The sequence below is a fragment of the Phytohabitans houttuyneae genome (assembly GCF_011764425.1).
GTDB lineage: Bacteria > Actinomycetota > Actinomycetes > Mycobacteriales > Micromonosporaceae > Phytohabitans > Phytohabitans houttuyneae.
On record NZ_BLPF01000001.1, the window covers coordinates 550,826 to 564,871 of the forward strand.

Annotated in this window: 11 protein-coding genes and 1 pseudogene; 7 read left to right on the forward strand and 5 right to left on the reverse strand. The window is 70.0% G+C overall.

The genetic code is table 11. The annotated features are described in order from the left end of the window. Window positions 1-7: 7 nt before the first annotated feature. A pseudogene (locus Phou_RS56005) lies at window positions 8-3,897 on the reverse strand (ThuA domain-containing protein). 256 nt (window positions 3,898-4,153) lie between these two features. Between Phou_RS56005 and Phou_RS02535 the strand changes: the two are divergent. Continuing rightward, window positions 4,154-4,579, forward strand: a complete 426-nt coding sequence (locus tag Phou_RS02535; protein WP_173053185.1) for a nucleoside deaminase — start codon at window positions 4,154-4,156, stop codon at window positions 4,577-4,579. Between the two features lie 515 nt (window positions 4,580-5,094). Here the strand turns inward: Phou_RS02535 and Phou_RS02540 are convergent. Beyond that, window positions 5,095-5,919, reverse strand: coding sequence for a hypothetical protein (locus Phou_RS02540; RefSeq protein WP_246273147.1), 825 nt, complete (start codon window positions 5,917-5,919; stop codon window positions 5,095-5,097). Between the two features lie 306 nt (window positions 5,920-6,225). Between Phou_RS02540 and Phou_RS02545 the strand changes: the two genes are divergently transcribed. The 4 genes from Phou_RS02545 (at window position 6,226) to Phou_RS02560 (ending at window position 9,863) form a co-directional block, all read left to right on the forward strand. After that, complete coding sequence (locus Phou_RS02545; RefSeq protein WP_173053187.1) at window positions 6,226-7,713, forward strand: MFS transporter; 1,488 nt, start codon at window positions 6,226-6,228, stop codon at window positions 7,711-7,713. 97 nt (window positions 7,714-7,810) lie between these two features. Beyond that, complete coding sequence (locus Phou_RS02550) at window positions 7,811-8,725, forward strand: pentapeptide repeat-containing protein (RefSeq protein ID WP_173053189.1); 915 nt, start codon at window positions 7,811-7,813, stop codon at window positions 8,723-8,725. 123 nt (window positions 8,726-8,848) lie between these two features. Further along, window positions 8,849-9,070 carry a hypothetical protein gene (locus Phou_RS02555; protein ID WP_173053191.1) on the forward strand — a complete coding sequence of 74 codons (222 nt, stop codon included), beginning with the start codon at window positions 8,849-8,851 and terminating at the stop codon, window positions 9,068-9,070. A 73-nt stretch (window positions 9,071-9,143) separates the two neighbouring features. After that, window positions 9,144-9,863, forward strand: coding sequence for a hypothetical protein (locus Phou_RS02560; RefSeq protein WP_173053193.1), 720 nt, complete (start codon window positions 9,144-9,146; stop codon window positions 9,861-9,863). Window positions 9,864-9,922: 59 nt separating this feature from the next. Here the strand turns inward: Phou_RS02560 and Phou_RS02565 are convergent, their stop codons facing one another. After that, window positions 9,923-10,822 carry a hypothetical protein gene (locus Phou_RS02565; RefSeq protein ID WP_173053196.1) on the reverse strand — a complete coding sequence of 300 codons (900 nt, stop codon included), beginning with the start codon at window positions 10,820-10,822 and terminating at the stop codon, window positions 9,923-9,925. A 295-nt stretch (window positions 10,823-11,117) separates the two neighbouring features. Here Phou_RS02565 and Phou_RS02570 point away from each other — a divergent pair, with 295 nt between their 5' ends. Beyond that, window positions 11,118-12,602: a DUF6851 domain-containing protein gene (locus tag Phou_RS02570; protein ID WP_218578664.1), complete on the forward strand. Its 1,485-nt coding sequence runs from the start codon at window positions 11,118-11,120 to the stop codon at window positions 12,600-12,602. A 75-nt stretch (window positions 12,603-12,677) separates the two neighbouring features. On the opposite strand, the gene Phou_RS02575 is transcribed toward Phou_RS02570, so the two are convergent. Further along, window positions 12,678-12,938, reverse strand: a complete 261-nt coding sequence (locus Phou_RS02575; RefSeq protein ID WP_173053198.1) for a hypothetical protein — start codon at window positions 12,936-12,938, stop codon at window positions 12,678-12,680. Then, complete coding sequence (locus Phou_RS52085) at window positions 12,935-13,492, reverse strand: hypothetical protein (protein WP_246273148.1); 558 nt, start codon at window positions 13,490-13,492, stop codon at window positions 12,935-12,937. Before Phou_RS52085 ends, Phou_RS02575 begins: the two co-directional genes overlap by 4 nt. 114 nt (window positions 13,493-13,606) lie before the next feature. On the opposite strand from Phou_RS52085, the gene Phou_RS52090 reads away from it, so the two are divergent. Continuing rightward, a complete protein-coding gene (locus Phou_RS52090) occupies window positions 13,607-13,828 on the forward strand; it encodes a hypothetical protein (RefSeq protein ID WP_246273149.1) in 222 nt (73 codons plus the stop codon). The last annotated feature ends 218 nt before the right edge of the window (window positions 13,829-14,046 follow it).

The window sequence follows — 14,046 nt, forward strand, 5'->3', positions numbered from 1 at the left end:
CCGTGGCTCAGCTGCCGTACACCTCGAAGGTGAACAGCGAGTAGCCCCACGCCGTGGCTCGGGTCGTGCCGTTGATCCGCACGTACCGGCCCGACGCACCAAGCGCGGTGTTGTCGTCCTCACCGCCATTGCCACCGGTCACCGACCGGACGGTCGTCCACGTCGTACCGTTCGCCGACGTCTGGATCTGATACGCCGATCCGTACGCCGCCTCCCACACCAACCGCACCCGGTCGATGTTGTACGTCTGCCCCAGATCCACCTGAATCCACTGTGGATCCGAGAACGCACTCGCCCACCGCGTCGTCGCCGACGCGTCCACCGCGGCCGACGCCGGGTAGGCCGCCGCCTCGACGCTGGACGCCGTGGCCGGCTTGTTCAGCGCGACGTTCGTGGGCTGCTGGGGTGGGGTGCCGCCGCCGAAGACCTCGAAGGTGAACAGCGAGTAGCCCCACGCCGTGCCGCGCGCCGTGCCATTGATGCGCACGTACCGGCCCGACGCACCCAACGCGGTGTTGTCGTCCTCACCGCCATTGCCACCGGTCACCGACCGGACGGTCGTCCACGTCGTACCGTTCGCCGACGTCTGGATCTGATACGCCGATCCGTACGCCGCCTCCCACACCAACCGCACCCGGTCGATGTTGTACGTCTGCCCCAGATCCACCTGAATCCACTGTGGATCCGAGAACGCACTCGCCCACCGCGTCGTCGCCGACGCGTCCACCGCCGCCGAGGCGGGGTAGGCGTCGGACTCCACGCTGGAGGCCGTCGCCGGCTTGTTCAGCGCGAGGTTTCCGTTCTGCGGCGGCGTGCCCGCACCGAAGGTGAACGCGTCGAGGTCGAACAGCGACCCGGCGCCACCGGTGAACACGAGGAACAGGTTCTGCGCGCCGGCCGGCGCGGTGACCGTGCCGGTGACGTCGGCCCAGGTCTCCCATCCTCCGGTCGGCGCGACCGTGGCCGTGCCGATGACCGGGCCGGTGGCCGAGCCGGTGCGCAGGGAGATGGTGCCGCCGACGCCGGCCGACGCGACCCGCGCGGTGAACGACGTGGTCCCGCTCAGGTTGTACGGGTTGAACGAGATCCAGTCGCCGTTTTCGATGTACCCGATCGCGCTGCCGCCATTGGCGGACGGCTTCGCCACGACCGTGGTGCCCGACTGGCCGCTGTAGTGCTCGGCCTGGCGGGTACGGGGCTGCATGACCGCCTGCGGCGAGGTCACCGGCGTGGTCGAGCCGACCGGCGTGTACTCGGCGACCATGACACCAAAGATGTTCGCGTTGGCGTCGTGCTCACCGTCCACAGTGGTCTGTATCGTGCCCGAGCAGCCGGTCGCACTGGTCATCGGGTGGCCGTGGCTGTCGTGCCCGAGGATGTAGTTGACCCGCACCCGCGAGCAGTCGATCGTCGGCGCGTTCGGGTCGGTGACGGTCACCTGGAAGGGGATCGCGTCGCCGAAGTTGAACAGCCGGCCGTTCAGCGGCTGGTTCAGCGCCACCGTCGGTCGCCCGACCCCGATCACCACGCTCGCCGTCGACGTGCGGCCCGTGCTGTCCCGCACCGTCAACGTCGCCGTGAACTCACCGTTTGTCGTGTAGGTGAAGGACGGGTTCGCCGCCGTCGAGTCGGTACTGCCATTGGTGGTGAAGTCCCACGCGTACGTGATGGCGTCACCGTCGGGGTCGCTGGAGCCGGCCGAGCTGAACTGCACGGTCAGCGGCGCGTTGCCACTCGTCGGGTTCGCCGAGGCGGACGCGACCGGCGATCTGCCGCCACCGGAGTTGTACTCGATGCGGTACAAGGCGGAGTTCGCGTCGCCGCCGAACCAGCCGGTGCCGTAGTCGAGCACGTAGAGCGCGCCGTCCGGTCCGAACTCAAGGTCCATGACCTGGGTGCCGGTGTACGCGGGAACGCCTCGATCGTGCCCACCCCGCCGGACGCCGTCACGGTGGCCGACTTGATCCAGCGCCGGCCGAACTCGCCCAGGAACACCCGGCCGTTCATCGCCGCCGGGAACTTCACGTCCGAAGCGAGCGTGGAGCTGTAGTTGTAGACGACGCCACCCATCGGCGACAGGCTGCCGCAGCACAGGGCGGGCGGGTCCTGGCCGCCGCCGTACGGCAGCCACGCGGCCTGCGACGGCGGCAGCTGGGTGAGTCCGGTGTTGTTGCGCGAGTTGTTCACCGGACCGCCGGTGCAGTTGAACGCCGCGCCGGAGGGACCCGACGGGAACGTGAAGTCGATGTACGGGGCGTTGTAGTTGGAGCAGTACGGCCAGCCGTAGAAGCCCGGCTGGGTGATCCGCTCGAACGACACGGTGCCGGCCGGCCCGCGGGTGGGGCTGCTGGTGCCGGCGTCCGGCCCGTAGTCACCGAGGTACACCGCGCCGGTCGCCTTGTCGACGCTCATCCGGAACGGGTTGCGGAAGCCCATCGCGTAGATCTCGGGGCGGGTGTTGGCGGTGCCGGCCGCAAACATGTTGCCGGCCGGGATGCTGTACCCGCCGCCGGTGTTCGGCCGGATCCGCAGCACCTTGCCGCGCAGGTCGTTGGTGCTGCCCGAGCTCCGCTGGGCGTCGAAGGCGGGGTTGCGGTCCGCGCGCTCGTCGATCGGGGTGTACCCGCTGGAGTCGAACGGGTTCGTGTCGTCCCCTGTGGACAGGTAGAGGTTGCCGGCCGCGTCGAAGTCGATGTCGCCACCGACGTGGCAGCACATGCCCCGGCTGGTCGGCACGTCGAGGATCGTGACGGCCGAGTTGGGGTCGAGCGTGAAGTCGGCGTTGACGGTGAACCGGGAGAGCCGGTTGACGCCGTTGAACGGTGCGAACTGGGCCGCGGTGCCGGTGGCGGGCGCGTCGCCGGGCGGGGTCGACAGCGGCGGCGCGTAGTACACGTAGACCCACCGGTTGGTGGCGAAGCTGGGGTCGGCCTTGATGCTCTGCAGCCCCTCCTCGTCGTGCGTGTACACCGGGAGGGTCAGCGCCACCTTGGTGTTGCCGGCCGCGTCGGTGTACCGGATGGTGCCGTCGCGGGAGGTGTGCAGCACGCCGCGGTTGGGCAGCACGGTGAGGCCCATCGGCTCGCCGACCTCGCCGACGCCCTTGGCCAGGTTCACCTGGTTGTAGCCGGCCTGCGGCGGCTGGCCGGTCGAGCAGTTGCCGGTGCCCTGCGCCGCGTACCGGATGCCACCGAGCAGGTGGGTGCGGAAGTTGGCCTCGCTGTAGCTCTCGATGGTGTGGCCCATACCGGTGTACCAGGAACGGCCGCCGTCGAAGCCGCGGCACCACGCGATCGGGTGGTCACCGCCCATCGACCCGCCGGTGTAGGTGCTCTCGTCCAGATTGGCCAGCACGTGCACCTGGGAGCGCGGGTTGGTGCGGTAGTTGTACCACTCGTCGTGCCGGTTCCAGGTGACCGGGATGCCGGCGGTCGACGGGTGCGTGGTGTCCTCGATCCGCACCGTGGCGTTCTGGTTCGCCGGGTGGCTGGCGAAGTACGCGCCGACGAGGTTGCCGTACCACGGCCAGTCGTACTCCGTGTCGGACGCCGCGTGGACGCCGGCGTAGCCGCCACCGGCCCTGATGTAGTTTTCGAAGGCGGTCTGCTGTGTGGCGTTGAGGACGTCCGCCGTCGTGGAGAGCCAGATGACCGCCTGGAAGCGTGCGAGGTTGGTGGCGTTGAACTGTGCCGCGTCCTCGGTGGCCTCGACGGTGAAGTTGTTGGCGGCACCGAGCTGCTGGATCGCGGCGATGCCCGCCGGGATCGAGTCGTGCCGGAAGCCGGCGGTCTTGCTGAAGATCAAGACGTTGAAGTCCGCTGCGGCCTGTGCCGGGACCGCCGTGAAGCCGACGGCAGCCAAGATCATGGCTACGCAGAGGGCCAATCTTCGGAACATGATCGGGGGTCTCGCTTCCTGTCGTACGACTTGCAGACAGGCGTGCGCCGATCACGCCACGACACCGACCGGCCCTCCCTACCGCCGTGCGGCAGTGCCCAGAGAGCGCTTTCGCGACATCGTGTCGAAATATTGCACCGATATCGATGTACCAGTCAATAGTCAGGGTGGCTGGTAGGCATAGTTTTGTCAGTGCGGACAAAAGTGTAAGCCGCGCCTACAGTGGACGCGGCCGCTGCCACCGATCGGAGTGAACATGATCCAGGACCACGAAGACCACCTGCGCCGCGCGATCGCGCTCGCCAGCGAGGCGCGGGCAAGCGGAAACCCGCCTTTCGGGTCGCTGCTCGTGGGTCCGGACGGCGAGGTGCTCGTCGAGGAGCGCAACACCTCCGTCACCGGCGACGACATCACCGCGCACCCCGAGCTGAAGGTGGCCCGGTGGGCGGCGCGCGAGCTCGATCCGGCGACGGCGGCGGGCACCACGATGTACACGAGCTGCCAGCCGTGCAACATGTGTACCGGTGCGATCGAGCGTGCCGGACTCGGCCGCGTCGTGTACGCGCTCTCCGGCGAGCAGCTCATGACCCTCAAGCCGGGCGGCGGCTTCCCGCCGGTGCCGCAGGAGGGTCCGGCCCTGTTCGAGGAGGCCCGCGCGGCGGTCGACGGCTACTACACCTGACCCGCTCCCGGCTTCCTGCAACAGTTGGCCCGCCCAGCCGCGTCCCCGGTCCGAGGAGGTGGTCATGGACGGCGACGATGCCGCCTTCGAGGAGTTTGTCCAGTCGCGCTCCGCGGCGCTCATGCGCTTTGGCTCGGTCCGGCCTGGTCGCGGGTGCTGCGCAAGGACGACCCCGAGGGCTACGTCCGTACCACCACGGTCCGGCTGCACATCAGCCGGTGGCGGCGGCCGCGCCGGGAGCGCCTGGTCGGTGAGGCGCCCGACCGCGGCCGGCCTGAACGAACCGGCGCCACCGCCGAACGGACCGTCGTCACCTGGCCGGACCCGCGTGGCGGCTCGTACCTGCTGGACCTGAAGGCCATCCGGTATGGCCGCAGAGAGGGCGGCGGCGGGATGCACACCGCGCCGCCGCAAGCTATCCCGCGGATGGCGGATCCGGTGGGACGACCGACGCCGGTTGGGTCGGCGGCGCCGCGGTCTGGAAGACCGCGGCGCCGCAGGACCTGAGCGGCGGGTTAGTTGTTGTAGAACATCGTCGGGAACCAGCCGTAGCCGAAGATGGCCGGTACGCGGATGTCCCAGTAGACGACGGTGAATACGCCGAGCGCGACCAGCAGCGCGCCGGACACGACCGCCGCGCGGCGGGAGGTCGCCGACAGCCAGGTCAGGAAGCGGCCGCGGGTGACCGCCACGAGCAGGGCGAAGATGGCCGTGACGATCACGACGTTGCCCAGTGACTGCAGGACGAACGCGCCCGCGCCGTACCACGGGTTTCCGTTGTCGGCGGCCCAGTGGAACAGCTTGTTGAACAACGGGTACGGCCGTCCGATGAGGAAGCCGCCGATGAGCGCGCCCAGCGTGACCACGCGCGCGGTGGGGCGGCCGGCGAAGATGTCCGGCAGCGTGCCGAGGGCGGCGAGGCCGAGGTACGTCAGCGCGAGGCCGATGATGCCGAACACCACCGAGGACTGGATGATGCGGACCGGCATCTCCCCCACGGTGTCGGTGGAAAGCTGGGGCAGGCGGTCGCCGATGAGAACGCCGACGAAGCCGTACAAGGCGGAGACGGCGACCATGCCGGCGGTGAGGTAGCCGACGGGGCGCAGGATCGTGCGTACGCCGCCGGCCGTCCGCGCGCGGCTCGCCTGGCTCATCGGCCCGATGGACGCGGCCATCGCGATATTGCACGCGGTGAACGTGCCGGCGAGCCCGGACACGAATGCGAACAGCAAGCCGGCGGCGGTGCCGGCGATCGCGGTCTCCTTCGCGTCGTGGCCGAGCAGGGTGTTGGCGACGTTGTCCCCGATCGTCGAGTCGACGAACTCGTACGACCACAGCACCGCGAGCGCGATGCCGGCCAGGACGCTGAAGACGATGATGCGGCCGGAGCTCGCGCTCTCGGTCCGCGGGACGGGGTGCGGACAGCTGGCGTCGCGGTCATTGGCACCTACCTGGAAATTGGTCCGCCGGCGAAGTCGCCTCGAATGCCGGAAAACATAACGACATTCCGCGGCGCATCTCATCTTCCAGCTTGCGAAAGCATTCCGGGTTCATAAACATCGCCGCTTCGGCCCCGACAAACAGGAGAACGGATATTCTCCTGAAAAGTGGACTATTCGCCCTGAGGTAGGTGTCCGATGACGGGGATGGATCATCCGCCTTCCGGTACCGGGCCGGCGACGGAGCCAGGGCGCTCGGCAGGGCTCGGAGTGCTGCTCGCGGCGTGCGTCTCGGCGCTGGTCGTCAACGCCAACACGTCCGCGGTCACGATCCTGCTGCCCGCCATCAGCGACGACGTCGGCACGCCTGTCGAGCAGCTGCAGTGGGCCGTCACCGGGTACATGCTCGTCGGCGCCGCCGTGATCGTCACGTCGGGCGCGCTCGGCGACGTGCTGGGGCGGCGGCGGGTGTTCGTGGCCGGGCTCGCGCTCTTCGTCGCCTCCTGCGTGCTGATCGCCTTGTCGCGGCAGGGCGCGGGCGTGATTGCCGGGCGGATGATCCAGGGCGCGGCCGGCTCGACGATCCTCGCCTGCGGCATGAGCCTGCTGTCGGTCGCCTCCTCCGGCGCGGCGCAGATGCGCGCGATCACGTTGTGGGGCGCCGCCTCGGCGGCCGGCGCCGCGGCCGGCCCGCTCGTCGGCGGCGTGCTCGTCGACGCCACGGGGTGGCAGGGGCTGTTCTGGATCGACGCGGCCATCGCCGCCGCGTGCGTCCCGTTGACACTGTCCACAGTGAAGGAGTCGCGCGATCCGCACCGGCCACGGTCGATCGACCTCGCCGGCACGGCGCTGATCGCGGTCGTGCTCGTACCGCTCGTGCTGGCGCTGAGCGAGGGCAGCGACTGGGGCTGGCTCTCGGCGGCCACGCTGGTCTGCCTCGCCGTCTCGGTCGCGGGCGCGTTCGCCTTCGTGGCCGTGGAGCGCAGGGTCAAGGCACCGATCGTCGACCTGCGCCTGCTGCGCAACATCGTGCTGGTCGGCGCGACGCTGGCGATCCTGCTCGTCGCGGGCGCCATCAACGCCCTCATGTACCTGCTCAGCCTGTACTTCCAGAACCCCTCGGCGTTCGGGATGAGCGCGCTGGAGGCCGGCCTCGCCACGCTGCCGGCCGCGGCCGCGATGATCGCCATCACCCCGGTGATCACGCCACTCGCGGTGCGGATCGGGCCCGGCCGGGCGGTGGCGCTGGGGTTCGCCCTCGCCGCCGCGGGCTTCGCGGTGCTGGTGTTCGTCACCGAGTCGTGGACCTACCTGGGATTCGTCGCTCCCCTTGTCGCCATCGCGGTGGGCCTGGGCCTGGCGAACGGCCCCGCGTCGTCCGCGTCGACGGCGGCGGTCTCGGCGGACGAGGTCGGGCAGGCCTCCGGCATCTCGAACATGGCCCGGTACATCGGCGGCTCGCTCGCCGTCGCGGCCGCCGCGACGGTCTCCACCGCCGTCACCGATACGCGCCGGGCCGAGGGCGACCCGGCGGACGTGGCGCTCGCCGCCGGCCTGTCCCGCGCGTCGCTGCTGCTGGCGATCGTGTCGGTCGGCGGAGTCGTGCTCGCGGTGCTGCTGCGGCGCCACCGCGCGCGGAGCCTCGACCGGGCCGCGGCCGCCGCGGGGGCGGTCCACACGATCCCGAGCCGCTGACGCCGCCGACCCCCGCGGGGTGATTCACCCACCCGCACGGGTGACGCCGGCCGGCGCAGGGCAGCCGCGGCGGACCACGCCTTCGGATACTGTCGCGGTGAGCCGCAGCCGTCGCCGATCCGCGGGCGAGAGACAGCCACTGCAGCGGTGGACCCACGTCGCCACCGTCCTGTCCGCGATCACCGCGATCGTCGCGGTTGTCTACACCGGACTGTCCTTCCACTCGACCCAGGCGCAGACGCGCATGGACATCAACGGCGGCATCTCGGACCGCCTGGAGGCGGCCGCGCGCAACCTCAGCGCCGAGGGCCCGTCCGCGCGGGAGGCCGCGATCCGCGAGTTCGGCAGGATCGCGCGCCAGTGGCCGGACGACCAGCCCGACGCGATGCGGCTGCTGGCCTCGTTCGTGCGGCGCCACACGCGGCCCACCGTCTCGCCGCCGGGCAGGCCCACCTGCCCGGACCGCGCCGTGCCCGTGGACGTGGCCACGGCGCTGGAGGTCATCGGCTCCCGCGACCCGGCGCACGACGGCGACGGACCGATCAACCTCTCCGGCGCCTGCCTCAACCACGCCGACCTCGCCGGCGCGGACTTCACCTGCGTCAACCTGGACGCGACCCACCTGGAGGACGCCATGCTCGAGTCGGCGACGCTCGTGGGCGCCTGGCTCACCGGCGCCCGCCTCGCCGGCGCGAGCCTGTACGAGGCACGGCTCGGCCACGCGCGGATGGACCGCGCGCTGCTGCACGCGCCCGGCGAGGAGGGCACGCTGGTGGAGCGGGCGGACCTCTCCGACGCGGTGCTCACCGGCGCGGACCTGCGGGGCGCCTACCTCGCCGGTGCCAACCTCGACCGGGCGCGGATCGCCGGCGCCGACTTCCGCGGCGCCGACCTGACCGGTGCGCGGCTCGGCACCCATCTCGGCGGGGCCGACTTCACCGGTGCGAAGGGCGTCGACAAGGGTGCCGCGCTTCGCGAGCCGGGCCCGCCGCGCCCCTCGCCCTGCGGTTGAGGCGCCGCGGTATCACACGGGAGAGAAGGCGTTCGGCGCTTCGGCGAACCCGGGACCGGCCGCCCGCACCGTGCCAACATCCTTTACGGGCAACGCTTTTGAGGCTCGGAAGGAGAAAAGACAATGACACAGACCAACGAGTCCTTCATTCCCGCCGGCGACGAGCCGGACCTCCCACTCGTACGGCGGCGTACCGGCGAGAAATGCCCGGAGAGCGGCAAGTGGCAGCCGGTGGGCTTGGGCGGTCGGGGACGCCAGTACTTCGAGAAGGGCGAGACCTTCCCGCGGTTCGAGGGCGCGTCCGTGGAGTGGATCGGTCCGATCCAGGAGTCCGCCGCACCCTGATCCGATCAGGGGCCGGTACCTTCCAGGTCGGCCGGGCTAGCCTGTGCCCTGATCTCCGACAGGAAGGTACGTGATGCTCGACGACATGCCCACGCTGCGCGGTGCGGTGGCCACGTACCGCGCAGCGGCCACGGCAGCCGGCGTCCCCTGGCCCGACGGCGACGAGCGCGCCGGCTGGCTGTCACCGGAGGCGCTGCGCCGGACCTTCGACGTCGACCGCATCCCGGAGCAGGCGATCTGGCTCAACTCCGAGGCCCTGCCGTACGAGCGGATCCTGCCGTGCGGCGCGCACCCGCTGCCCTGGACCGACCCGGCCGAGCTGCTGGACTACCTGTCCTTCGCGGTGGCGACCCCGTTTGCCTGGCGGCACCAGCTGCCGATGTTCTTCATCGACCACGTCGTCTTCACGTTCGTGCTGGCCGGCGAGCACCAGGGCGAGGTCTGGCGCTACCAGATCGACCCCGACGACTGGAACCCGCTGCGCGCCGCACCGAGCCTGGCCGCCATGTTCACCGAGTGGACGAAGGGCTTCGCGGTGGACGTGTACCAGCGGTCGCCGTACGACACCTGGCTCCACATCGGCGCCGACGGCCGCGAACCGGTGGCCGCGCTGCGGGAGCGGGGCCTGGACCCCTTCGCCTTCCCGGTGCACATCTCGGTGTACGACAACGGCGACCTGATCCGCGCCCGGCAGCGCGAGTGCGGCGTCGACATCGACCGGGCCGACAGCCCGGAGCACCAGGAGGAGCTGCAGGACGCGATCAGCGCCGCCCGGTCCTCCCTCCACTCCTGAGCCACACGCCGCGGCGAGCTGTACGACGTCGTCGTACAGCTCGCCGGTGGGGCGGGGGGTCAGATCACGTCAAAGACGACGACCATGCCTTGGGCGGCGTACCGGACGCCCGCGTCGTCGAGCAGGAACGACAGCAGCGCGTACCGGCCGGGGGCGAGGTTCGGCTGGATGATCGTCGCGAGCGAGGGGTGGATGACCGGCATGCCCTGCGGCAGCAGGCCGATGAAGGGGTTGCTCGGCGGCGCCTGGCCGCTGTCCACCGCCTGGAAGAACTGCTGGATCTCCCCGGGCGTCGCGGTCGCCGTGACCGGCCTGATCACGGCCTCCTGGATGCGGTCCGAGAGGTTGGCCACCAGCGTCGACGTGCCCTGGCGGACCGTGGCGGGCGCCCGGAAGCGCATGCCGTCGGCGGTGTTGACGATCTCGATGGTCGCCCGCGGCTGCGCCGGCAGGCAGGACTGCCACTGGTTGGTGGCGGTCAGCGGCCGTACGCCGACCGACCCGGTGGGGTTGGACAGGATGTCCCGGTAGTTGATCAGGTAGTAGGTGCCGGGCACCAGGGTCTGCGTGAAGGTGGCCGGCCGGCCGACGATCGTCGCGACGCCACCGAGCAGCGTCGACTGCTCCTTGACCGCCTCGCCGGCCTCGATCCGTTCCTGCCCCTGGCCGGCGAAGGCGACCCGCAGCAGGCCGACGAAGTTGTCGAGGTTGACGCCGGGGTCGAGCCGGAAGAGCCCGAGCACCACGCCGCTCGGGTTGGTGGTCGTCACCTGGAACGTGCGTATCCCTGACGGGACAGAGTCCGGCGACGTGAAGCCTGTGGTGCTGCCGCTCACCGCGACCGGCTGGCACTGCGTGCCGCCGCTGGCCTCGGCCGCGGCCTGCGCCGGTGGCGCGACGAGCGCTCCCGCGACGATCGCCGCCAGGAGCGCGGCGCTGGCTCGGACTGCCGTCCGCATGTCTACCTCCGTGAATGTGTCGGCAATAATCAGATTGTGGTTATGGCCGTCCTCGAATTTCCTGCGCGAACGTCGCAGCCGAATGGCTCACCTATCATTGCGAGACGATCTAGGCACGGGCAACACCGCGAGGGCCCGGGCGTGGGTAGTGTGGACTACCCGATCAAGTAGTGGACCAGGGTCAATATGGCCCGATAGTCTCGCTATAATCCGCCGTTCTCGTTTCAAAATCTGTTGGTCTCGTGTCGATGTAGTGCGGCCACTTGCGGCGGGCCGATCGAAAGGAGAATTTCCGATGACGATTCTGAGGCGGCTGGGCAGACGGCGCCTGGGAGGTGCCGTGGCCTTCGCCGCAACGGCGGCCCTGGTGGGATCGCTGGCTGGCGCCGTGTCGGCGGCACCGCAGGCGGCGACGTTCGACCTCGACAACGGGAACGCCCTGATCGGAGTCATCTATCCGAAGTTCGACACCGTGGCGCGGGACGAGCACTTCGGCCGTCCGATGCTGTTCGGCGGGGACAGTGCCCTGCTGATCGAAATGCCATTGTTTGACGCGCTGTCCCCATATCACCCGACAGCCGTTGGCATTTTCTCGAACCTCGGCCGCCGCCCCGCGGCGGAGCACACGACGCGCAACAAGAACATTGCCGTCATCTACTCCGCTTTCACGTCGCTCAACGTTGTGTTTCCGCAGTACAAGACGCGATGGCTGGAGATGATGGAGACGGCGGGGCTCGATCCCGCCAACACGGCCGAGGACCCGACCACGCCGAGCGGCATCGGCATTCTCGCCGCGAAGAACGCCATCGCGTCGCGCAAGCACGACGGCACCAACCGGGCCGGTGACGAGGGCGGCCAGAAGTACAACCGGCAGCCGTACGCCGACTACACCGGCTACAAGCCCGTCAACAGCGCGTACGAGCTGCGCGACCCGTCCCGCTGGCAGCCGAACACCGTGCTGAAGAGAGACGTCTACACGGTCCAGGAGTTTGCGACGCCGCAGTTCGCCCTCTTGAAGCCGTTCACGTACGACAGCCCGAAGCAAATGCCGGTGTCCCGGCCGGCGAACAACTACTACCTCAACCGCAAGGGCTACCGGGCCCAGGCCGACGAGGTGCTGAAGGCGTCGGCGGCACTGGACGACCGCCAGAAGATGAGCGCCGAGCTCTTCAACGACCTTGTCCGGCCGTACGGCGCGGTCGCCGGCCGGATCGTCATCGGGGGCCAGCTCAGCACCGAGGCCGCGGTCCACTATGTCGTCACCGGTGCCATCACCGGCCTCGATGTCACGACCACGTCCTGGTTCTACAAGCGCAAGTTCGACTCGGTGCGGCCGTTCAGTGCGATCCACCACCTGTACGGCGAGAAGAAGGTGACGGCGTGGGGCGGCCCCGGCAAGGGCACCGTCAACGACATCCCCGGCGAGGAATGGCAGGGCTACCTGAGCACGCTGGCGATCGGCTCCCCCGAGTATCCGTCCGCGATCGCGGCGCTCTGCTTCGCCTACGCGCAGCAGGCACGCCGGTTCATCGGCACCGACTCGCTGCAGATCTTCGTGCCCCTCACCAAGGGCTCCTCGCTGGTCGAACCGGGGATCACCCCGGCCAACGACATGACGTTGCAGTGGGGCAACCTGACCGACTGGGCCAACGACTGCGGCAAGAGCCGGGTCTGGGGCGGCGAGAACTTCCCGGGCTCCGTCGAGGCGTCGAGGCAGTACGCGACGAAGATCGGCGACCTGGCGTACGAGTTCGTGCAGCGCAAGGTGAACGGCGGCTGAGTTTCAGCCACTCCGACAGCGAGCTGCCGGCGGTCTTTCGAGACCGCCGGCAGCTTTCGTTTTCGAAGAGGTTCGCTAGGCGAGGGGTACCACCATCGCGGCGGGCCAAAGGGCGCAGATGCCGACCACGGCGATCTTTCCGGTCTCGCCGCCGTCCGAGCCGGGCCCGTCCAGCACGAGCATGTTCCAGGCGAGGGCCGGCTTGACGGGTGTCTCGACCGGGGGCGCCGGCGGCGCCGCCTCGCCGTACTGCCAGTCCAGCGCGTCGTGCCGGCTCCGCGTCACCGTGGGGTTCGCGCAGCGCCGGCCGGCCCGGAGCATCGGTTTGTCGGTCATGCCCGCTCCTCGAGTTCCTGTGCGAATGCCAGCCAGGCGCCGGCGCACGACCGGGCCAGCTCGGCGACGGACTTGCGCCAGTGCGGCGGTACCGCGTCGATGAGGTCGCCCCACTCGGTCGGTTCGATGACGTGGCCGTCGACCCACCGGACGAAGGCACGGCCGTTCTCCGCGTACTTCACCGCGGGGTCCCGGATGAGGTTGCCCCGCACCGAGGGCCAGTGGGTGCTCTGCCGGGCGGTGCCCGTCCTGCGGCGCAGCACTGTCACGGAGGCATCGGCGGACGGCGGCCGTTCCTCGTCGGCGGGGCGCCGCTGCTGCGGGACGGGGTCGCGGCCGGCGCGCAGGCGCTCGCGGACGTCGCGCGCGGTGCCGACGGAGACGCCGGCCTCCTGGGCGATCGCGCGCAGCGGCGCGTCGGGCTTCATGGCGATGACCTCGCTCGCCCGCCGGCGGCCGGCCGAGCCGTCGACCGGGCGGACCCGGCCGTCCCGTCCCACGCGGATGTCCGCCCGCTCCGCGGGGAGAAACAAACGGCGCCGGATGGTGCTCACCGTGGTCGGCGACAGTCCGGTCGCGGCCGCGACGGCCCGATCCGACCATTGTGGGTACAGGCCGAGAATGCGACTCGCCGCGGCTTCCCTGTCCGCGGGCGAAAGCGGCAGTCCATGTTTGATATTTGCGTCGACGGAAAGCAGAAACGCCTCGCCGTCATCGCCTTCGAAAAACTGGACGGCAATTTTCTCCTCGCCGCGGAGTTTTGCGGCCCGCAGCCGGTGCATTCCGTCGATGACCCGCATTGTGCTGCGGTGCACGAGAATCGGAGGAAGGTCCTGCGCGGCCGCCAGCAGCTGCACGTGCTCTGGACTCTCACCGGCCAGGCGGGGTGAATCGCCAGGTAAGAGCGAGGATATCGGCACCAGGACCGGCGGCGCTCCCTCCCGGACGACCGGACGCTCCGCGCGCACCTCACCACGCGCCGGGAATACCTTGCTGGATGAGTTGCTCTCTACGGCCAGGGGCTCTAGATTGCTCCACATTCGACACTCGCCTATCAGCAGGTAGTATCCAGTGCACCTTCCCTCACCTATCATGCGAGTGACTCTGG

Bases quoted from the DNA above. Each gene is read 5' to 3' on its own strand.
- Phou_RS02560 (WP_173053193.1), top strand. From the start codon at position 9,144: ATGCTCGACGACATGCCCACGCTGCGCGGTGCGGTGGCCACGTACCGC.
- Phou_RS52090 (WP_246273149.1), top strand. From the start codon at position 13,607: ATGTTTGATATTTGCGTCGACGGAAAGCAGAAACGCCTCGCCGTCATC.
- Phou_RS02565 (WP_173053196.1), bottom strand. From the start codon at position 10,822: ATGCGGACGGCAGTCCGAGCCAGCGCCGCGCTCCTGGCGGCGATCGTC.
- Phou_RS02570 (WP_218578664.1), top strand. From the start codon at position 11,118: ATGACGATTCTGAGGCGGCTGGGCAGACGGCGCCTGGGAGGTGCCGTG.
- Phou_RS02575 (WP_173053198.1), bottom strand. From the start codon at position 12,938: ATGACCGACAAACCGATGCTCCGGGCCGGCCGGCGCTGCGCGAACCCC.
- Phou_RS02545 (WP_173053187.1), top strand. From the start codon at position 6,226: ATGGATCATCCGCCTTCCGGTACCGGGCCGGCGACGGAGCCAGGGCGC.
- Phou_RS02535 (WP_173053185.1), top strand. From the start codon at position 4,154: ATGATCCAGGACCACGAAGACCACCTGCGCCGCGCGATCGCGCTCGCC.
- Phou_RS02555 (WP_173053191.1), top strand. From the start codon at position 8,849: ATGACACAGACCAACGAGTCCTTCATTCCCGCCGGCGACGAGCCGGAC.